This is a genomic window from Gemella taiwanensis (assembly GCF_054054385.1).
Genome location: NZ_JBSMTL010000001.1, coordinates 203,170 through 224,877, shown reverse-complemented (window position 1 = coordinate 224,877; position 21,708 = coordinate 203,170). Strand labels below are relative to the sequence as shown.

17 protein-coding genes and 1 other annotated feature are annotated in these 21,708 nt (G+C 27.8%); of the genes, 6 read left to right on the top strand and 11 right to left on the bottom strand.

Annotation, left to right across the window (positions count from 1 at the left end; translation table 11 throughout):
• Positions 1-116: 116 nt before the first annotated feature.
• Genes ACWOA3_RS01100 through ACWOA3_RS01090 form a run of 3 tightly spaced genes read right to left on the bottom strand, consistent with a single transcriptional unit; the run spans position 117 to position 8,140 of the window.
• Positions 117-3,959: a PD-(D/E)XK nuclease family protein gene (locus ACWOA3_RS01100; protein WP_456883819.1), complete on the bottom strand. Its 3,843-nt coding sequence runs from the start codon at positions 3,957-3,959 to the stop codon at positions 117-119.
• Between the two features lie 28 nt (positions 3,960-3,987).
• Positions 3,988-7,014, bottom strand: coding sequence for an SbcC/MukB-like Walker B domain-containing protein (locus tag ACWOA3_RS01095; RefSeq protein WP_456883818.1), 3,027 nt, complete (start codon positions 7,012-7,014; stop codon positions 3,988-3,990).
• Positions 7,001-8,140: an exonuclease SbcCD subunit D gene (locus tag ACWOA3_RS01090; protein ID WP_456883817.1), complete on the bottom strand. Its 1,140-nt coding sequence runs from the start codon at positions 8,138-8,140 to the stop codon at positions 7,001-7,003. The genes ACWOA3_RS01095 and ACWOA3_RS01090 overlap by 14 nt, the downstream gene beginning before the upstream one ends.
• An 818-nt stretch (positions 8,141-8,958) precedes the next feature.
• On the opposite strand from ACWOA3_RS01090, the gene ACWOA3_RS01085 reads away from it, so the two are divergent.
• On the top strand, positions 8,959-9,186 hold the full coding sequence (locus ACWOA3_RS01085) for a hypothetical protein (RefSeq protein ID WP_456883816.1): 228 nt from the start codon (positions 8,959-8,961) through the stop codon (positions 9,184-9,186).
• 1,033 nt (positions 9,187-10,219) lie between these two features.
• On the opposite strand, the gene rseP is transcribed toward ACWOA3_RS01085, so the two are convergent.
• From rseP to ACWOA3_RS01070, 3 genes are read right to left on the bottom strand one after another with little or no spacing between them, the layout of a single operon-like run.
• Positions 10,220-11,512, bottom strand: a complete 1,293-nt coding sequence (gene rseP, locus ACWOA3_RS01080; protein WP_456883815.1) for an RIP metalloprotease RseP — start codon at positions 11,510-11,512, stop codon at positions 10,220-10,222.
• Between the two features lie 20 nt (positions 11,513-11,532).
• Positions 11,533-12,306 (bottom strand): phosphatidate cytidylyltransferase, encoded by a 774-nt coding sequence (locus tag ACWOA3_RS01075; protein WP_442565900.1) that lies wholly within the window; start codon positions 12,304-12,306, stop codon positions 11,533-11,535.
• Positions 12,296-13,060, bottom strand: a complete 765-nt coding sequence (locus ACWOA3_RS01070; protein WP_003146490.1) for an isoprenyl transferase — start codon at positions 13,058-13,060, stop codon at positions 12,296-12,298. Before ACWOA3_RS01070 ends, ACWOA3_RS01075 begins: the two co-directional genes overlap by 11 nt.
• 258 nt (positions 13,061-13,318) lie before the next feature.
• Positions 13,319-13,532, top strand: a binding site (T-box leader).
• Positions 13,533-13,576: 44 nt separating this feature from the next.
• On the opposite strand from ACWOA3_RS01070, the gene ACWOA3_RS01065 reads away from it, so the two are divergent.
• The 5 genes from ACWOA3_RS01065 (at position 13,577) to ACWOA3_RS01045 (ending at position 18,643) form a co-directional block, all read left to right on the top strand.
• Positions 13,577-14,596, top strand: a complete 1,020-nt coding sequence (locus ACWOA3_RS01065; RefSeq protein WP_003146492.1) for a methionine ABC transporter ATP-binding protein — start codon at positions 13,577-13,579, stop codon at positions 14,594-14,596.
• Positions 14,586-15,266 (top strand): methionine ABC transporter permease, encoded by a 681-nt coding sequence (locus ACWOA3_RS01060; RefSeq protein WP_271987873.1) that lies wholly within the window; start codon positions 14,586-14,588, stop codon positions 15,264-15,266. The genes ACWOA3_RS01065 and ACWOA3_RS01060 overlap by 11 nt, the downstream gene beginning before the upstream one ends.
• Before the next feature lie 20 nt (positions 15,267-15,286).
• Entirely contained in the window at positions 15,287-16,114 is an 828-nt protein-coding gene (locus ACWOA3_RS01055) for a MetQ/NlpA family ABC transporter substrate-binding protein (RefSeq protein WP_003146495.1), read from the top strand.
• 21 nt (positions 16,115-16,135) lie between these two features.
• The gene (locus ACWOA3_RS01050) at positions 16,136-17,317 is read left to right on the top strand and encodes an aminotransferase class I/II-fold pyridoxal phosphate-dependent enzyme (RefSeq protein WP_456883814.1); all 1,182 of its coding nucleotides are present in this window, start codon (positions 16,136-16,138) and stop codon (positions 17,315-17,317) included.
• 114 nt (positions 17,318-17,431) lie between these two features.
• Positions 17,432-18,643, top strand: coding sequence for an L-lactate MFS transporter (locus tag ACWOA3_RS01045; protein ID WP_442565902.1), 1,212 nt, complete (start codon positions 17,432-17,434; stop codon positions 18,641-18,643).
• Between the two features lie 42 nt (positions 18,644-18,685).
• Here the strand turns inward: ACWOA3_RS01045 and ACWOA3_RS01040 are convergent, their stop codons facing one another.
• The 5 genes from ACWOA3_RS01040 to ACWOA3_RS01020 are packed head-to-tail and all read right to left on the bottom strand — an operon-like array spanning position 18,686 to position 21,707.
• Complete coding sequence (locus ACWOA3_RS01040) at positions 18,686-19,174, bottom strand: LysM peptidoglycan-binding domain-containing protein (RefSeq protein WP_003146500.1); 489 nt, start codon at positions 19,172-19,174, stop codon at positions 18,686-18,688.
• A 16-nt stretch (positions 19,175-19,190) separates the two neighbouring features.
• Positions 19,191-19,367: a DUF6501 family protein gene (locus tag ACWOA3_RS01035; RefSeq protein WP_003146501.1), complete on the bottom strand. Its 177-nt coding sequence runs from the start codon at positions 19,365-19,367 to the stop codon at positions 19,191-19,193.
• Between the two features lie 45 nt (positions 19,368-19,412).
• The gene (panF, locus tag ACWOA3_RS01030; RefSeq protein ID WP_003146502.1) at positions 19,413-20,867 is read right to left on the bottom strand and encodes a sodium/pantothenate symporter; all 1,455 of its coding nucleotides are present in this window, start codon (positions 20,865-20,867) and stop codon (positions 19,413-19,415) included.
• Positions 20,867-21,112, bottom strand: a complete 246-nt coding sequence (locus ACWOA3_RS01025; protein ID WP_003146503.1) for a DUF997 family protein — start codon at positions 21,110-21,112, stop codon at positions 20,867-20,869. The genes panF and ACWOA3_RS01025 overlap by 1 nt, the downstream gene beginning before the upstream one ends.
• A complete protein-coding gene (locus tag ACWOA3_RS01020; protein WP_456883813.1) occupies positions 21,105-21,707 on the bottom strand; it encodes a phosphatase PAP2 family protein in 603 nt (200 codons plus the stop codon). The genes ACWOA3_RS01025 and ACWOA3_RS01020 overlap by 8 nt, the downstream gene beginning before the upstream one ends.
• Between the last annotated feature and the right edge of the window lies 1 nt (position 21,708).

The window sequence follows — 21,708 nt, the reverse complement described above, 5'->3', positions numbered from 1 at the left end:
AAAAAAATAAAAAAAATTAGAGATAATCAAATTAATGCGTGTGTTTTAGTAACCATTTTATCGAATTATCTCTAATATTATATTTTTTCTTTAAAAGATTATAATCAATTAAAAATCTATTCTTTCAACAACTTTTCTTTTAATTCTTTCGGTTTAATATCAACTTTATATTTATAATCTAATCTCGTATCATTATTAGATGCAAAATTAAATAAAGTTTGTTTTTCAGCAAGATACTGATTATCTACTTCATAATTGTTTAGTGAGTAATCAAATGAGAATATTTTTTCTAATAAACACATCACATTGTGAAGATTTTTATTAACCAATTTTTCTAATTCCGGACTACTATAAGCTTTATGTGCATCAGCCCCATGGATAGCACCTTTCTTCGTAGTTCTAACATACATAACTTCTGGTGCAATTTCTAAAAAGTCTTCTTTTAATATTAAATCACTATTGGCTAAACCTCTTAATCTGTATGTTTTTAAATCTTTTCCTAACTTGGCAATTTCTCTATAAAAAATCCCAAGAATATCCTCAGATTTCTTATTGAACATCAATTCGCATGCTAACGCGTATGTTAAAATTTGAGAAATAAATCCTAATTCAATACTATCTAGCGTAAAATCTGTCTGACTACTCTTATAATCGATAATAGAAATATTTTTATCTAAAACATCAACCCTATCTATTACACCGACAAATCTAATAGGGGGAATATTATATTGTTGAAGTAACTCTTTCTTATTAATCTCGCCAGTTTCAATATTTTCACACGTAATAATATTGTCTTCTATCTTTAAAGAAAATGGCTTTTCTAAGAATGTCGGTATAAATTTTGTTAAAGCAAAATATTTTATTTCAATTGCTATCGCTATCTCTAATCTTTGAAGCATATTAATTAATAGATATTTATGAGTATTTAACAATTCTATTAATTTTAGAGTTTCTAGTATATCTTTGTTATCACTAGTATAAACAACATCTCTCACAATATCTTTTATTTTAAATTTTCTAGCGATATCTTCATCTTCTTGAACTTCAATATCTATCTTACTTCCACATTCAGCAATAAAATTAACGATTCTTTCATCTGCCATCACCGCATGGAAAAATCTTCCTGAAACAAGATTATCAATATCTATATCTCTTTCTTCTGCTATTCCAAGAACTCGTTTAATGAAGAACTGATATGGATTTCTCTCAAAATCAGAAATTTTAGATATACTAAACTTAGAGAAAGTATCTTTTTTCACTTCTAAAAATTCTTCAATTGTATTTTCGTTAAGTTCAAACTTGTAATCTCTAATTATTTTAGATAAATAATTTTTAATACTATTGTCTTTAGAAAAGAATATTCTATCATTTAATTCATCTAGTACTTCATAACTTTCAATACTCTCCGAAGATATTAACATCTGATAGTTTTCTAAAAACTTAATCATAAGTTCTACTAATATTTCAACTTCTTTCGTCTTACTATCTTTTACTTCCATAAATCTTCGATAGACTTTTGAAAACAAGTAGTTGAATTCTTTATCAGAAACAATTTCTGAAAAATTTTCTAAATAATAACTATAGTCTGAAATAGAAAATTCTAATATTTTTGAAGTTTGTTTTTCTTCTAATTGTGGAAACAATGATTTTACTGTACTCAAATATGGAGAAGCAAAGTTTTCTTTGAAACTTTTATCTAATAAACTATAACATATATATGTCTTATCTTTTGCGCGAGTTAAAGCCACATATGCTACAAATTCTTCATCAATAAGAGCCGCTTCTTTAGTTGGAGATAAGAAGATATCCCTTAAAATTAGTTCTTCCTTATCTTTATCGTCTATTAATCCTGCACTCTTTGATACTGGTAATACATCTTTGTTAAATCCAATAACAAAAACTACTTTTTTATTTTCTACCTTAGCTAAATCCATTGTAGACATAATTATAGAATTGTTTATCTCTGGTATTGAACGATACTTGATAGTAGTTAATCCAGCATTAAAAAGTGTTACAAATTTTTGATATTCAAACTTATCAATACCAAAATTCTCATTTATATCATTCATATATTCCAAGACTTTTTTATAAACTTGTCTATCAATACTATCCACTTTCAACTCTTCTATATCATCATAATCTCCATCTTCTTTATCGAGATACATTCTGATTTTACAATAATCAAATACATCAACTAGTTTTTTCACATAACGTTTAACTTGTAGGTTATCTTTCATAGATACTTCAGAAACCTTAGCAGAGAATTCTAATAGTACCTCTTTACAAATTTGTAGTTGTTCTGTAGAATATTTAATTGTTTTTTCAACAAAATAATCTTTTAATATATCATTAGAAGAATTTACTAATTTCTCATTTAATATATTTTCAACATCATCTATAGAAATTACTCTAACTTTTTCTAACAAATCATTATAACTAAACTTAGTAGTTGATGATACAATTAGGTTACTCTTAGAAATTCTTTCTTTAATCGTATCCACGTCTAATTCTGCTATTAACTTTTCTAATTGTTTTTCATTAACGCTTGTATCATCTAATAGAATATAAGAAATAACTTTTTGACGATAAATATTCTCGAAGTTTGTTAATCTAGTCTTTAATAGGTTTAATAACCTAATTTTAAAATTTCCATCATTAAAATTTAATACTTCCTGAATAAATTTAACTAAACGATGATTACTTGTCTCTATATTTTTATCTAAATGTACTTCTATATTATAATCTTTAAATATATTCACATAGTTCTCATATGTATTATCACGATAAAGAATAGCTATATCTTTATGATCAATATTTTTTTCCTCTTTTAATTTTACTATTTCACGTGCTACTTGTTTAACTTCTAATTCTTTATTCTTAGCACAAATAATCTCAATACTATCATCAGTCTCATATTGTGCAGTAAAATTTTTATAATATTTCTCAGCAAGAATACTATTTGAAATTCCTGTGAATCGTCCATTTTGGTTTTCTAGTATACTGTAATTCTCTACTATACTGTCCTTTATATCAAATTTTAATACACTCACTTCTTCATTTTTAATAAAAGCTACTAATGAAAAATTAACATCTTGGTTATTTTTCACGATTTCATTCATACTAGCAATAATTTCATGAGATTTTCTGAATATATCTAGTTTGTATTTCTCTTTGCTAAATAAATCTGAAAGATAAAAACTATTATATTTCATCTTTTCTAATTCATAACCTTGAATCAACTGCAAAAGATCGAAGTTAAAATATCTATTCGCATCACTAATTACACTTATTATTAATTTTTTAGATTTTTTAGCTAATTTCTCTATAAAATTATACTCTTGAGCTGTAAAGTTATAATAAGCATCGACATAAAATACATAGTCACTTAAATCGATATATTCTAAATATAATAACAATTCAGTTATATAATCTACTTTATCAAATGTACTCTGTTCTTTTAATAATCTTGTGTACTCTACGTATATTTCTAAAATTGCTTCTAGTTTTTCACGATGACTTTTTTCCAAATTACTATTTTTTTCTAAATACTCTTCTAAAGTATTTATACTTACAGTATATTCCTTTAACTCATTTATAATTTCTTCTACAACTTCTATAAAACTCGCATCTTGTAAAATTCGTTTTACTAAAAAATTCTCACTATTTTCTAGATTTTTCGCAGCCTTATAGAAATAAAATGGTTTAATATTGTCACCTAATCTCTTAAGATTATCGATTCCGAGTTGTTTAGATAGCCTTCTAGTTAAACTTGAGAAATTCATAACATCAATATTAAATGTTCCACCGAACTTATCACATAAGATTTTTTCGAAATTAAAACTGTTTTGTTCCGGAGTCAACACTATTATCTTATTATCTTTTCTATTTAACTCTATATCATCTAGTATATAGTTAGTCTTACCGACACCACTTGGACCTACTAATAATTCTAAATTCATTGTTTCTCCTTTCTTTTATTAATTTAATTTATACTCCAGTCATTTTTACTTTTGCATAATTATCTTTAGCATATACCTCAATTTTCGGTCTAATTCGTTCTTTAAGTTCACTAACATGAGATATTATACCTATATTTCTTCCATAAGACTGAAGATCTATTAATGTTGTTAATGCAATATCTAAAGTTTCAGCATCCAATGAACCGAATCCTTCATCTATAAAAATAGTTTCTAAAGAGATTCCGCCACTCTCATTTTGTATTACTTCTGCTAAACCTAGTGCCAACGCTAACGAAGCTAAGAATAATTCTCCTCCAGATAGAGAACTTATAATACGCGTACTATTTAGATAAATATCATGTATCTCTATTTCTAGACCTTGCAGCCCTCCACCTTTAGATTTTTCTTCACGTCTAATGAATCTGTAACGATCATTTGTCATCTGTAGTAATCTTTTCGTTCCTGCAACGAGTATCAAGTCTAAATAATATCCTTGTACATACGTTTCTAGAGACTTTCTATTTTCTGTTTTTCCACTAACAACATCACTTAAAGCTATTATTTCTCGTGTATCTTTAGACGTTTTTAATAAGTTGAGATACTCACTATGAATTTTTTCGTATAATTTCTTATTATTCGATAATCTCGTTGTAAGAATTGCCATTTTTTCTATAAAATTAGAAACCTTATCTTCTATATCTTGCAATTTCTTGCGTTCTTCTTCTAAATCAGGTCTTACTGTATTCGTTAATTCTTCTTCAAGTTGTTTCAGAGAATTTATAACTATCTTCTTAGTATCTTCAAATTCATCAATTTGAGTTTGATATTGTTCTAATTTTTCTAATTCCTTGATGTTTTCTTTAGCTTGTTCTAAAGAATTATAATATTTACTAAGTTTAGATTTTGTAAAATTCATTACTATGACTTCAATACCTTTAGTAACTTCTAATAAATTCTCTTCATTATTTTTCTGCTCAGTTTCTATTTTTGTTTTCCTAATTTGTAACTCATTATTATTTTCCTGGAATTTATTATAGTTATTATCAAATTCATTAATTTGAACTATATTATTTTCATAATAGCCCTTAAACTCTTCTAACTCTATATTTACATTATTTTCAAATTGATCAATTTTATTTTTAGCTTGCGATTGTTTTTGTTTTAACTGATCTTCATCTTTTAGTAAAACTGACAGATTTTCTATCTCTTTTTCAAAGCCTTTTATTCTAACTTCCGATTTTTTTAATCCTTCAACAACTTCTGTTAAATTAGTAGTTTCATGTTTTAATTCATCTTCTAATTGAGATAATTGTTCTACGGCTTTAAGATTAATAGAATCTTCTAAATCTTTTATTTCTGTAGTTAAATTTTGAATATCTTGTTCGTCTTTTTGTAAAAGGGTTTCTAATTTTATTACTTTTTCAGTAACATCTTGTAATGATTTTTCTATATCATCATCTACTTCTACAAGTGTAGTTACCTCTGGAAGATGCTCGATTTTCTGTTTACAAAGTGGGCAATCGTCACCCTCATGCAACTTCACTAAAAAACTATTTAGTACTTCTTGTTCTTTATTACTTTTCAGCAATAATACATCTTTTTCAATATCTTCTTTTATTACCTGCAACTCTTCTAAATTTTTTTTTGAAGCTTCATAATTAAGCTTTTTATCATTTAATTCTGATGATTTTTTTTCAAACTCTTTTAGTTTTTCTACTTCTTGTTCTTTCTTTAAAATCTCTAATTTTAACTTTCCTATGCTACTATCTAGAATATTCTTTTCTTCATTCGATTCAAAATAATTTTCTTTTTCACTTTTCAAACTAGTTTCTATTTCTTTTACAGATTCTTTTTTTTGATTTAGTTCTTCAAGTTTATTAGTAAATATGTTTATTTCACTTTTAGCCACTATCAGTTCATCTATATTGTTATAAAAGAATTTTAAATCTGTTGTCTCTTTTCTAAGTGATTCAATTTTTTCTTTCATTGAATTAAGTTTAGTTTCCAGCTCATTATTCATAGCTAAATCTTTCTTATATCGCTCTTTTTCATCTAGCAAAGATTTTCCCTGTTTTGTTAATTGAAGTTGTTTATCTAATAAACTTACATATTCTGTTATTTTATCGTTACTTTTTTGTAACTCCGTTAACTTTTCTACTTCCATTTTTAGTTTATTGAAATAATCGTCTTTTTTATTTAATTCATCAATTTTTACCTTATTATCTTCAAGATTTAAAAATTTATCATTCAGTTTACTTAATTCTATAAAATTTTCTTTTGATTTTATAAGATTTTTTTCTAATTTAGCTAATTCTTTTTTTTCTGTTTCTATCTCGTTTTCTTGAGATAAAATTATTTCATTTATTTCCTCAAAATTCTCATCTTTTAAAAATTCAAACTTTGTTAGTTCTCCATCTATATCAAACTGTTCAAATCTTGTAATTAATTCTTTTTCTTTTTGTTTGTTATTACTATCTAATTTTTTTGCTTGTTCTTGTAATTGATCTACAAATTTTTGATAAAAATAAGTGTTAAATAACGACCTTAAAGTTTCTTTCTTCTCACTTGATTTTGATAATAGAAACTCTTTAAATTTACCTTGAGGTAATATAATAATTTGACAAAATTGCTTGTCATCTAAGCCTATTAATTCTTCTACTTTTTCTTTAACCTCTTGCTCTTTTGTTGCAATAACTTCTAATCCTTCATAATTGTATTGCATTAAAGCAACCTTTCCAGAAGTTAAATTTTTATTACCAGTCTTCAAATAAGCCAAAGTTCTCTCAATTCTATATCTTTTACCATTCAATTCAAAGTCAAAATTTACCTGTGTTTTATCTTTATCACTAGCTGTTTTCGTTCTTAAAGAAGCTACATCTTTACCACCAGTCGTTTTATTATATAACGCATAAGTAATAGCATCAAAAAGCGTAGATTTTCCAGAACCGGTTTTTCCTGTTATTAAAAATATAGGTTCATTTATTATTCTATCCCATTCAATTATTTCATCTTTATATGGACCAAATTCTCTTAATTCTAATCTAATTGGTTTCATCTTGATTCACCTTATCTATAATATTTACCAGCACTTGTTTTTGCCCTACTGTTAACTCGCTACCTGTTTGCTCACTATAAAATCCTTCTATCAATTCTAGTGGACTTTTAGTCAACATCTCTTTATCGAGTTTCATTTCAATATTACTATTATTATTTCTTTTTTGTTTAAGTATCAAAGTATTAGGATAATATTCTTTAATTCTTGGTAATGGATCTGTTACACCTTCCAAGCCACTTAATTCCATACTAAAATAATCATTTTTACAATCAAAATTTTGTTGAAATTCTTTTGTAAATACCTCTTCATATCTTGCACTAATATTATGCAATTTACGTTTTTGTTCCAAGGAAATAAACTCTTCAGTAAAAATTTCTTTTGTTAATTTTACCAGCCTCATTCCTTTTGTCTGTGTTGCTTCAGAGAATGAATAAGCCATTGGACTACCACTGTATTTTATACGTTCTTCTTTTATAGCATTCGGATTATGAAGATGACCTAAAGCTACATAATCAAATTTTTCAAAAATTTCAATTGCTACATTTTCAACAGTTCCTACTGAAATTTCTCTTTCAGAATCAGTTTCTAGCCCTCCAGATACAAAAGTATGAGCTACTAAAATATTAGTTTTATTCATATCTATATTTTTATAAATTTCATCAATTACTCTTTTTGTTGCCGAATTGTGAGTTGTTAGAGTGCTATCCTCAAAATATTTTCTTGCTTCAAAAGGTTCAAAATATGGTAATAAATATATATCCGTATCTTCAATGGTAATCTTATCAAATACTTGATTTAATCTTGTATGAAGATAGAATTTATGCTTGCTAAACCAAGCTTCTCCTATAGCTAATCTCTCCCTGCTATCATGATTACCACTAATTGCAAAAATTGGTATATTACATTCTATGTTAATTTTCACTAGGAGTTCCTGTAAAAGTGTTGTAGCCTCTTTACTAGGAACACTTCTATCATATAAATCACCTGCAATTATTAAAAAGTCAGGTTTAGTCTCATCAATTTTTCTGATCAAATTATTCATTACATATTGTTGATCTTCTAATAAATCTTTTCCTTGTAATTTTCTTCCAATATGCCAATCTGCAGTATGTAAAAATTTAACCATATAATCACCTTTTTTCTATAAATTATCTCTATTATATTATAGCTTAAAACGAAATAAAATAACAGAGAATGATAAAATATTGTTAGATACGCTTCTATAACTAATATGAAAAAAAGAGCCTTGCATTATTGCATGACTCTTTAGTATTTTAAAATTGTAAAAAATAGTTTAATAGGTATTTAATACCTATCGATATTATATATTAAATCTATTAAAATTAAAAGCGATTTCCTAATACTAAATCTCTTTTATCAATATAATAAAAAATGAAGAGGCTGATCCAAAGGTACTAGATTTAAAAAATAGTTTACATGAAAACACATAGACTCAGTGGTTTATTGATATCTAAATTCACTTCATAAAAACTTTTTAGATTATCTAATAAACTGTGCGGGGACGACTCCACAAAATCGATTTCTCCGAAATCACGATTTTTGAGTCACTCCCAGCGTACCTAAAGGCACGCCTATCTAGTAGTTTCTGCTTGTTCTTCTTTGTTGCGTGTGATCTTAATACCCGTACTCACAGACTCACTCACAAACTACTATTCGACAGTTTTTATTTTTACTATATGGATTTATTATATCATAATATCTCAACTCAAATTTTATTTAATTTTTATATTAAATAAAAAGCTCTAACTATTTCATTATATCATACTTTTAACATATTTTTTAGAAAATATGTCATCATCTATTTCGTGTTGTTTTCATCAAACTTTCATGATATATTTAAGATAGATTTAAGTATATACTTATTAAATTAATATGTAGTTGTAAATACAATTTAAGTTTTACTTTATAAGTGAGGGAACCATTATGAAAACAAAAAAAAATAAACTAACTTACTCAATTTTATCATTAGGATTAATAATTAGCCCTATTTTTTCTTTAATCGATAATTCTAATATAGCTAACGCTAAAACAAATATACAAAATGAAAATATAAAAGCAAATAATACATTTACAACAACAATAGATTTATCTAAGATTGACGTCGAAAATGAATTACTTAAAGCACAACAATTACTAAAAGAAAAAAAATAACACAAGAAGAATATAATTTAATCAAATCAATATTAAAACCTGAAATTAATAACATAAGCAGTCAAACTAAATTTAGAGCAGCTCCACGTGCTTACGGACCTTATTATTCAGCTAGAAAAGTTGCATATATAAATAATTGGGGTGTAAGAGAAATTTATAAGAATGCACTACCTAAATCTAAAGGTTTAAGTACAATAATTAGTTTCATTACGGGTAGACTAATTGGAGGCCCTTATGGTTGGGGATTAGGAGCTTTAGGATTAATTCAATCTTTCAGTAGTCCAAGTGCATTTGAACAAGCTATACAACAAGCATATTGGCAAGGTAAAGGTATTGACGTATATTATCATATAAGTAGAAGTATAATGAGCTTAAACTATGTATCTTATGTTGTGATTTAATTATGAATAATAAATATTATGATATAATATCTTTAATAATTTTCCCTATTCTATACTTTTCTTATATAAAAAACACTTTAAAGATAAACATAAATCAAGAACATATAAAAACCTTTGTTATACTATACTCAATAATAATCCTAACTATAATTATTCAAAATTCATATGAAAAAATTAAAAATAAAAAAAATAAAAAGAATAAAAAAGACGACTAATTAGTCGTTTTTTTCAGGCTGTTGACTCATGCATATTTTGTATTTATCAACAGCCTGATAAAGAGCTAGACCAAAAAAAACTATATTTAACAAAGTTCATATGATAACTCATAGACACAGTAGTTTATCGATATCTAAATTCTTTTTATAAAAGCTTTTTAGATATTTAATATACTTTACGGGAGGTGACTAGACAAAATCTTGTTTCTTAAGAAATCATAATTTTTGAGATACTCCCTTTAATACTAAAAATTGTACAAATAGTTTAATAGATATTTAATACCTATCGATATTATATCTTAAATTAATTTAAATTAAATTGATAAAAATTAAAAGAGATTTCCTAATACTTAATCTCTTTTATCTATATATTAAAAAAATGAAGAGAAGATATGTTAATCTCCTCTTCATAATTTTCTATTTTCCAAATAATCTTTGAACATCATTCCATGTTACAGCTAACATTAATGCTACCATTAATAAACCAAATGCTACTGTCAAGTAATATTGGGCTTTTTTATTAATTGGTTTCTTAAATATTGCTTCGTAAATTACAAAAATTATTCTTCCACCATCAAGAACTGGAATAGGAATTAAGTTCATTAGTCCTAAGTTTACACTTAAAATCCCTGTCCATCTTAGGGTTGTTAGTAATCCACTTTGTGCAGCAGCTGAAGACATTTCATAAATTGCTACAGGTCCACCTAGTTGATTTAAACTAAATCCACCACTGAATAATGAAGCAAATAAATTAACAATTCCCATGAAAATCATTGTTCCGTAGAAAAGAGTTTGTTCGAAACCATTCTTAATAGAACCAACTAGATCTTTTTCATAAGCTTGATTAATACCAAGTTTATAAGTTTTAACCTCTTTTCCTTTTTTCACCGAAATCTCTTCTTTTGGAGTTATTTTAATCTCTTGTTGTGAACCATCACGTGAAATTTTTAATATAAGCTCAGAACCATTAGAACCTACGATTTCTTTTGTCATTTCATTCCATGTTGTAACACTCTTACCATTTACCTGCTCAACTACATCGCCTTCTTTTAGTCCAGATGAGTAAGCTGGGTAATTGGCCGCTATTTCTCCTAAGCGAGTAGTATTTGATGGAACACCACTATAGATTGAAATACCTAAGAAAATTGCTAGTGCTAATATAAAGTTCATCAATGGTCCCGCGAATAATGTCCAGAATTTTTTCCCCCATGAATGTGAAGAAAACATTCTTTCAACTGGAGCAATTTGTTCTTCCATACCACCAAATGCAACACATGCATCTTTTCTTACTTCATAACGTTCTATCTTATCTCCAACGAATCCTTCAACAAAAAGTTTTTCTGTTAAATCAAATTCGTTTAATTCTAATGGAAGTAAATCCATATCATTACTTTTATCTAGAACTATTTTTTCAACATTATCATTTTCATCTAGTTTTAAACTAACTTTCATACCTTTTTTAAGATCATATACTGACATATCATTGTTGAAATCAAAAACATTGTCAGGCATTTTTACGTATCCACCTACAGGTAGAAGTCTAATAGTAAAATTAGTTTCTCCTATTTTTTTATGGAAGATTTTGGGTCCCATTCCTATTGCGAACTCTTGGCACAATATTCCTGATCTTTTAGCAACTATAAAATGCCCAAATTCATGAATAGTTACTACTACAAAAAATATTAATATAAATGCTATAATACCTTGCATCTAATACCCCTTTCTATATTCTAAAATAAACTAAGTAATAATATTAAACATGGAGCTGATAATATTACAGAATCAAATCTGTCAAATATACCACCATGACCTGGTAATAAATTACTACTATCTTTAACTTGATATTCTCTCTTATATGCTGATTCAATTAAATCACCAAATTGTCCGATTACACTTACTATCAATGTTACAACAATTGCAACTAATAAATTTGAAAAAATATTAGTTGTAAAGAAGAACAATAATGCTATCGCTATCGATGATACACTTCCAATTACTGAACCTTCTATTGATTTATTTGGACTTATATTAGGTGAAAGTTTATTTTTTCCAAATTTCATTCCACCAAAATATGCAAAACTATCTGTAAACCAAATAGTAAGTAATAAATACGCTACATGGCTTAAACTTAAGTTTCTCAACATAAATAAACAATAGAAACCAACAAATATATAAACAGTTACGAATATTATTGAACCAATTTCAACTAATTTAATTTTATGCCCAGTCACAACAACAGTACCTAACATACCAATTAATATTAAATATACTATAGAATACTGTAATAATGATGAAACTTCACTATGTAAAAATAATAATGCTCCTGCTAATGACGATAAACTTAAAACTACGATGTTAGTTTCCTTAAAAGTCATTCTAACTATTTCATACATAGCCATCACACCAAGTGCAAAAGTTGTAAATTTGAAATAATCTCCACCTAAAAATAATAAAGGTAAGAAAACAATTAATGCTACTATAGCCGTTATTATCCTAGTCTTCATTTAAACCTCCAAATCTTCTATCTCTACTTTGATATTCTAATAAAGCTTGATAGAATTCATCTTCATTAAAATCAGGCCAAGCTACTTTTGTGAATAAAAACTCACTATAAGCAATTTGCCACAGTAAGAAGTTTGAAATTCTTTGTTCTCCTGAAGTTCTTATTAATAAATCAGGATCTGGTGTATTAGATGTAAATAGATTTGCACTAACATGCTCTTCAGAAATTTCTTCAGCACTATATTTATTATCTTGAACATCTTTTGCAATTTGTTTAATTGCCCTTAACATTTCGTCTTTAGAACCATAATTTAAGGCAAAAATTAATTTTAATCCTGTATTATTTTTTGTTTGTTCAATTGCATCATTAACTGCTTTTCTAGTATTTTCTGGAAGTTTTTCTACCACACCTATGACTTCAACTTTTACGTTATTTTCCATAAGTTCTGGCATAAAACTACTAAACATCTTCTCTGGAAGATCCATTAAATAACTAACTTCTTCCTTCGGTCTAGCCCAGTTTTCCGTAGAAAATGCATATAAAGTCAAATATTTAACACCTAATTTTGATGCATACTTTGTGATTTTTTTTACAGTTTGCATTCCTTCATAGTGTCCTTTAATTCTAGGCATATTTCTTTTTTTAGCCCAACGTCCATTACCATCCATTATTATAGCAACGTGTGTCGGAATTTTTTTTAATTCTTGTTTTTCAGTTTTTTGTACTTGTTCAGTTTTTCTAAAAAATTTAAACATAATTCCTCCTATGTAACATCCTTCATTATATCATAAAAGACCTAATGCAACAAACTTTTAATAGGATATGTATTTTAAAATATTACATCCATTTATTAGTTAATATATGACATTAATCTTTTAAAACAGTTAAAATCAGTTTTATATTTTTTTAGTTAGAGATAGTCATTATCCCGAAAATTAACATTCTTCATGTAAACTTTTGAATTTTTTTGTTGCATTGTCAGAAAATTTATGCTAGAATATATTCATTAACAATTTAATGCGTTGATAAGTAGAATCTTACAATCTACTTTTAGAGAGTTCTCGGTTGCTGAAAGAGAATAGTTAGATGTAAGAGAAATGGACTTTGAGCATATAGTTTTTACTACGGTATTGCCCGTTATAGCAAAAGTTATGTTTGTAACTTACTGAGGTACAATAAGTGATTATTGTATAAATAAAGGTGGTAACACGTTAAGACGTCCTTTAGCAAAAGCTAGAGTACGTCTTTTTATTATAAGAAAGGAGAAATATATGATTAATCTTAATAATGTTAGCAAAACCTTTTATCAAAAAGGTAAAGAAATCCAAGCGTTAAAACCTACTAACCTTCATGTAAAAGCTGGTGAAATTTTTGGAATTATCGGTTACTCAGGTGCTGGAAAAAGTACTCTTCTACGATGTCTTAACCTATTAGAAACGCCTTCTGAAGGAGAAGTAATTGTAGATAACCAAGTTGTTAACAAACTAAATAGAAAGGATTTACGATCATACAGGCAAAAAATTGGAATGATTTTTCAACAGTTTAATCTTCTTAGTTCTAAAACTGTAGGTGAAAATATTGCATTTAATTTAAAAGCCGGAGATGTTGATCCGAAAGATATTCCAAAAAGAATAGATGAATTGTTAGAACTTGTAGGACTTTCTGATAAAAAGAATGTTTATCCAAGCCAACTTTCTGGTGGTCAAAAGCAACGTGTCGGTATTGCTAAAGCTTTGGCAAATAATCCAAAATTATTACTTTGTGATGAAGCAACAAGTGCATTAGACCCTGTTACAACTAAACAAATTTTGTCTTTATTAAAAGAAATCAATCGTAAATTAGGAATCACAATTATTCTTGTTACTCATGAAATGGAAGTAATAAAACAAATTTGTGATAATGTAGCAGTAATGGAAAATGGTGAAATTATCGAGTTAAATTCTGTTTATGAGATTTTCTCAAATCCAAAAACGAAATTAATGCAAGAATTTATAGCTAATCTACACAATGATGAAGATTTTGAAGAGCATCTTGCTGAACATTATAAAAATGAAACTGTAATAAGGGTTATTTTTAAAGGTGAAGCAACTAAAGAGCCTCTAATTCAAACTTTAGCTAATAAATATAATGTTACTACTAACATACTTGCTGGTCGAATCGAATACATTCAAAATAAACAGTTAGGAAGCTTAACTTTTTCAGTAGTCGGTGAACCTGATAACACAGAGAAATTTGTAAATCACTTAATTGATCAAGTTAATGATGTGGAGGTGAATGTATATGGAAAATAATCTAAGTTTAATAGAACAATGGAAAAATCTTCAACCAGAATTAATTAAATCATTTGCCGATTCATTATACATGATAAGTGTTTCAATAATAATTACAGTAATTGTCGGATTATTTTTAGGAGTAGTTTTATTCTTAACTAGTAATAGACTTCTGTTCAAAAATGTTATTATTTATAAAACGGTCGATTTTCTAGTTAACACAATTCGTTCTATTCCATTTATTATTCTTTTGGTATTCTTGATACCATTTACTCTATTTTTATTAGGAAAATCAACTGGACCTACTGGAGCAATAGTTCCACTAACAGTTGCAGCTATACCTCTATTTACGAGATTAGTTGATACTTCACTAAATGAAATAGACTATGGTGTTATTGAGTCAGCAGTTGCTTCTGGAGCTTCTCTAAAATTAATAGTTAAAGAAGTTTTAATACCTGAAGCTATGTTTGGAATTATCCAATCTATTACTCTAACTTTAATCAACCTAATTGCTTTTTCAGCAATGGCTGGTGTTGTTGGTGGTGGTGGAATTGGAGACCTTGCGATTAGATATGGTTATTATCGTTTTGATAATTTCACAATGTGGATTACAGTAATTCTATTAATTATCTTAGTCCAAATTACACAATATATAGGAAATTCAATTTCAAAAAAATTCAAAAAAAATTAATTTAAAGGAGATTTATATTTATGAACAAACTAAAAAAATTATTAACAGTTGTTTTTACAGCGTTTTTAGCTATTACTCTAGCTGCTTGTGGAGCTACAAGCTCAAGCAATAATGGTGGTGGAGAGAAAAAAGAAATAAAAATAGGTGCAACATCTGGTCCTTATGCTGATATGGTAAACAAAGCACTTAAACCTCTTCTTGAGAAAAAAGGATATACAGTTAAAGTAACAGAATTCTCAGATTACATCCAACCTAACAAAGCTTTAAACAGTGGTGAATTAGACGCAAACTTATTCCAACACAAAATTTACATGAAAAAATTTGCTGAACAAAATGGAATGGACTTAACAGCACTTGCTCCTGTTCCAACTGCACCAATGGGATTATATTCTGATAAAGTTAAAGATCTTAAAGATTTACCAGAAGGTGCTGAAGTAACTCTTCCAAATGACCCTTCAAACGCTGCTCGTGCTTATGCATTATTAGCTGCTGCTGATTTAATCAAAATCAAACCTAATACTGACGTACTAAAAATCACTAAAAACGATGTAGTAGAAAATCCTAAAAAACTTAAATTTACAGAATTAGAAGCTGGTCAACTTGCTAGATCATTAAGTAGTACTACACTTGCTGCAGTACCAGGAAACTTCGCACTTGCTGCTAAATTTGATTTAACAAAAGCATTAATCTTAGAAAAAATGAACGAAAACAACCGTAACAACGTTGTTGTAACTACTGCAAACAAAGACAAACAATTCGCTAAAGATTTAGTAGAAATCGTTCAATCTAAAGAATTTGATGAAATCATCAATAAAGATTTCAAAGGATTTGACAAACCTGGAAAATAATTAACAAGGACGTGATTAATTATGAAAATTGAATTATCAAATACAATTAAAAATATTCCTGAAAATGTATTCTACCCTATTTTCAAATTAATCTCTGAGGAAAGTTCAAATGGTAATCCATTATTAAATGCGGGTATCGGAGTTCCAGACTCTGATACCCCTGAACTTTTACTTAAAGAATTGGAAACAGCTATAAGAAAACCTGAAAATATGAGATATGGAGCATTTGATGGTAAAGTAACATTATTAAATGAAATATCTCAGTGGTTGAAAGAAAACTATAATATTGACGCAGATCCTAAAAGTGAAATTGCTTTAGTATTTGGTACTAAATCTGGATTATCAAGTATTCCTTCAGTACTACTAAATCCAAATGATACGGTGTTATTACCAGTACCAAGTTATCCTGACTACATTCAAGGAATTGCATTAGCCCAAGCTAAATATGAAGAGATAGAATTGAAACAAGAAAATAATTATTTACTAGACTATTCTGATATTCCTGAAGAAGTGCTTAGAGATGCTAAACTTATATTTTTAAACTATCCTTCTAATCCTATTGGTGCAGTAGCTACGAAAGAGTTTTATGAACAAACAGTCAAGTGGGCAAAAGAAAATAATATCGTAGTTCTTCAAGATCATGCATATTCTAATTTCTATTATAAAGAAGGATACTCTCCAGCATTTATGCAAACTGAAGGAGCTAAAGAAGTAGGAATTGAATTTTTCTCGTTTTCCAAAAACTTCTCAATTTCAGGTCTAAGAATTGGTTTTGCTGTTGGGAACAAAGAAATTATTCGTGGACTAAAAGAATATAATACAATTTTCCACGCTAATATCTATGGAGCAATTCAGGATACAGTAATAACTGCATTAAAAAATTATAAAAACTTAACTAGTCATATAAAAGAAACTTATTCAAAAAGAATAGATAAAATAACTTCTAAACTTGATGAATTGGGATATTCATATTTTAAACCAGAAGGTGGAATTTTTATCTGGTTAAAAGTTAAAAACGGATATGACAGCCAAAGTTTCTTTGAATTATTACTAAAAAAATATAGAATTGTTACTATGCCTGGCCATGTTTTTGGTCAAGGTGGTGAAAACTATATTAGATTAAGTCTGAGTCTTTCAGATGAACAAATTAACATATTAATAAAAAAATTAGAAATACTAAATAATGATTTCAAGAATAATTAGAAATATTGATATCTTTATTAAATCTCATTAAAAATTCGACTAATCTATTGATTAGCCGAATTTTTAATGTTAACATATTAGTTTACATAAATATTTTTTTGAAAGGATGATTAAATGAAAAAAAATACAAGATGGACTGTCTTATTCGCCTCAATGGCAATTTTGTTGTGTGCTGGATCACTATATTCTTTTAGTGTTTTTGCAAAACCTCTAAGTGTTTCAAAAGGATGGAGTATGCCAGATGTTATGCTAGCATTTACTATAAATGCTGCTATCGCCCCTATTCCTACTATTCTTGGAGGATTTATTACAGATAAAGGAAAAGCAAATATTTCTATAATTTTAGGAGGAATACTATTTGCTGTCGGATTTATTCTTACTGGATTTGCTACTACAAAAGGAATGTTATATTTTAGCTATGGTGTATTATCAGGTGTCGGACAAGCATTTGCATACTCTGGAATTATAAGTAATGCACTTAGATTCTTCCCTGATAAAAGAGGATTAGCTGCTGGTCTAATAACTGGTGCTATGGGTGGTGCTAGTGTAATTGCCGCTCCAATCGCACATAGTCTTATAGCTAATTATGGAGTACACAATGCATTCATCTACCTAGGTAGTGTTTACTTAGTAATCATTATTATAGCTCTATTCTTCATAAAAGTTGCTCCTGCAAATTATCAACCTGAAGGTTGGGTTCAACCTGTGGCTGAAATTAAGCAAGAAGCTGCTAACAAAAACTGGAAACAGATGCTAATGAGTTTATCATTTTACTTCATAATCTCAATGTTTGCTATCGGTGCATTCTCTGGTCTTATGGTAGCATCAAATGCATCAGTTATTAGCCAAACTATGTTTGGACTAACAGCTTCTGTTGCAGCAACATTTGTTAGTATTTATGCTTTATCAAACTGTTTAGGACGTATCTTCTGGGGAATAGTTTCAGATAAAATCGGTCACGAAAAAACTCTTATTGCTATCTACTCAGTAATCGCTATATCTTTATTAATTCTAGTTAATATAAGAACTACTCTTGGTCTTACAGTTGGACTTGTTCTCCTTGGTTTATGTTTTGGAGGAACTATGGGAGTCTTCGCACCATTAGTAATGAAGACATTCGGTCCTATTAACCAAGGAGTAAACTATGGAATTGTATTTATAGGATTCTCTACTGCTGCATTTTTTGCTCCTAAGTACGCTGCTGGTATTGCAGCAAAGCACAACGGTGACTTTACAGATGCATTTTATGTAGCAATATCTCTAGTTCTTGTTGGATTAGTGATTAGTGTGATATATTCTATTTTTTCAAAACGCAAAGCAATTTAACAAAAAGAAATCATCTCATTAAGTTTTGAGATGATTTCTTTTTTATATTTTCGGTATTTGAATTTTTTGTCCAGCTGCAATATTATTATTACTAATATTATTAGCTTCTTTTATTTTTTCTACACCATTTTGAGCATTCGCTTCTCCATATGCTTTAGAGGCGATAACAAATAATGAATCACCTGATTTAATCACATAATCTTGACCTGCTACAGGAGTTGTACTTACTACACCTGAAGATTCACTCTTTTCAGTATTAGTATCATTATTGTTATTATTATTTGTTGACTCTTTTTTAGAAGTAGTTCCTTCTGTTACTTTAGAATTACTAGCCTTAGGTATATTATTATTACTTTCAGCTTTAGTTTCTTCTGGAACTTTAGCTGTTTGTTGTTCTGTAGTTTGAACTACCTTATCTTTAGATTTTCCTCCAAGTGAATTTCCTACGGTTGTTACCCCTACAAGAATAAGTGGTGCTAATATTATAAATAAAACAACTAGAACTGTATTCTTTATAGTATTATTTTTCATAATATTACCCCTTATATTATTTTACTTCTTCGAAATAATCGTGGTAATAACCACCAACTTTACCGCTATTATCTACCACAAATACATATTCTTCTGTTTCATTTACTACTTCATATTCTTTTCCTACAGTAAGCATATTACTTACAGTAAATTTCTCAGCATCTGTATGTTTTACAATAACTTTTTTTGACATTGTCCTACCTCCTTACTCTATTATTTTTATTTTATTACAATATAACTATTTTTTCAATTGTTTTTTACTAGCTATTAATGAAACCATCATAAATACCACAAGTGAGATTAATAATGATATCACAACAGGTTCAATAAATTTAATTACATAAACTGTTTTTATTAGTATATAACTAAGTAAACCTACTACTATCGAACTTAATGCTCCATATTTCTCAGCTTTTTTCCAATATAAACCTAATAATATAGGCCATAAGAATGTTGCTTCTAATCCACCAAAAGCAAATAGATTTACATTAACTATTAAACTAGGTGGTCTCATACTTAATAACATTATAAGTAAAATTACTAAAATATTTACCCCATAAACAAATATAGGAACTTTTTTACTTGTAATTTTTTCTTTTATAAACTTGTTATTAAATAATAAGTCCTTTATCAAAGCCGATGATATTAATAAGAATTGAGCATTCACAGTTGTTATAATAGCTGCCATAGGAGCTGCAAGTACCAACGCAGCTAAATACCATGGAAGTACTTTTAATGTAATTATAGGAATTACTGAATCGTAGTCTTTTATGTCTGGGAAAACTCCTCTAGCCATAACTCCAATTAAATGTACTCCGAACATTACGATAAATATTACTATTGATCCGACGATAATAGATTGTTTTAAACTTCTTTTATTCTTATATAACATTGAGTTGATAGCAATCTGCGGGATACCTATAACCCCAACTCCAACTAATACCCAAAACGAACTAACATAACTAGGTGTTAAACTTCCATTAGCTCCAAAAGGAGTTAATATCTTTTCATTAATATTAACCAGGTTCGCTGTAATCTGATCAATTCCTCCACCATAATTAATTACTGCAAACAGTAAAATTATTGTAGAAAATATCATTATTAAACCTTGAATCATATCGGTAATTAAAATATTCTTCAATCCACCGAATACTACACAAAATATAATAATTACTGAAATAAGAACTATACCAGTCTTATATTCAATACCCATAAATGCTGACAATAATTTTGCTCCTCCAACCCATTGGGCACTCATCGCAGCAATTAGAAATACTATCATAGCCAAAGTAGAAATAAATGCAACTAATTTTGAATTATATCTATTTCTTAAATAATCACTTATAGTTATCGCATTAATTTTTTGTGCAGCATTTTTAAATTTTTTTGCCAAGACTAATAGTACAAAATAGCCAGTTACAACTTGGATTACAGCTAGAAGAACCCAACCATAACCAAGTTTATACGCTACTCCAGGACCACCTAAAAATGTTGAAGCTGATCCATAAGTTGACATTAATGTTATCGCAAGTACTATTCCACTTACTTTTCTATCTGCTAAATAGTACTTTTCGAAAAAACCACCATGGTGTTCCGCTTTACTCATACGGTTCATCATTAACGGTAATAAAATTATCGCTAAAAATATTGTTGCAAATAGAATTAGTATTTTGTAATCTAATGTATTCGTCATTATTTTTCCTCCTCTTTTATTTCATCATTAAGTAAAAGATTTGTACAAATAATAACTAATATTATTATTAAAATACTTACTACTATCGAACTGTAAAAAAACCATTCTGGTAATCCTAAAATATACTTATAAGATTTCACATTATTCACATCAAATCTGACATATGCGAAATAATACCATAGAGCAAAGTGAATTATTGCAATAATGATTGCAACTATACCCTCTTTATTTTTTAATCTATTCATTTGTTTTTCCTAAAACCCTCATTATTAAATCATAAATTTTTACATAATAGACTTTCATAAAGTCTACTACTAAGCTTCCAAGTAATAATCCTGCAATAACATCACTTAAAAAGTGTGCACCTAAAACCATTCTTGAAATTGGTATTGCAATTATTGCAAAAGTAGCAATTACTTTTAAAATTTCTTTTTTATTTATTACAAACAATAATGCTAAGAAAAATAATGCTACAAATGTAGAATGTCCACTTGGGAAACTAAAACCATCATGAATCTCAGGTAGAGGTCTACCCCTTTGGATGCTGTATTTTAATGCAGATAAGAAGAATCCACCTAATCCAGCACTAAAGAAAATAAACACAGCTTTTTTCAATTCTTTAATCCATACTAGAAATACTGATAAAAGAACCATTATTAATAATAATAGTTTATCATTAAAAACTAATGAAATTATTTTAGCTAATGTTGCCAACGATTTAATCTCAATTAAATCAGCGATAATTCTATCGATATCATTATTCGGAAATTTAATTGCTACAAATGCTAACAGAATCAAAATCAGAAGCTTCAAGTAAAAAGTAATTTTTAATCTGTTCATA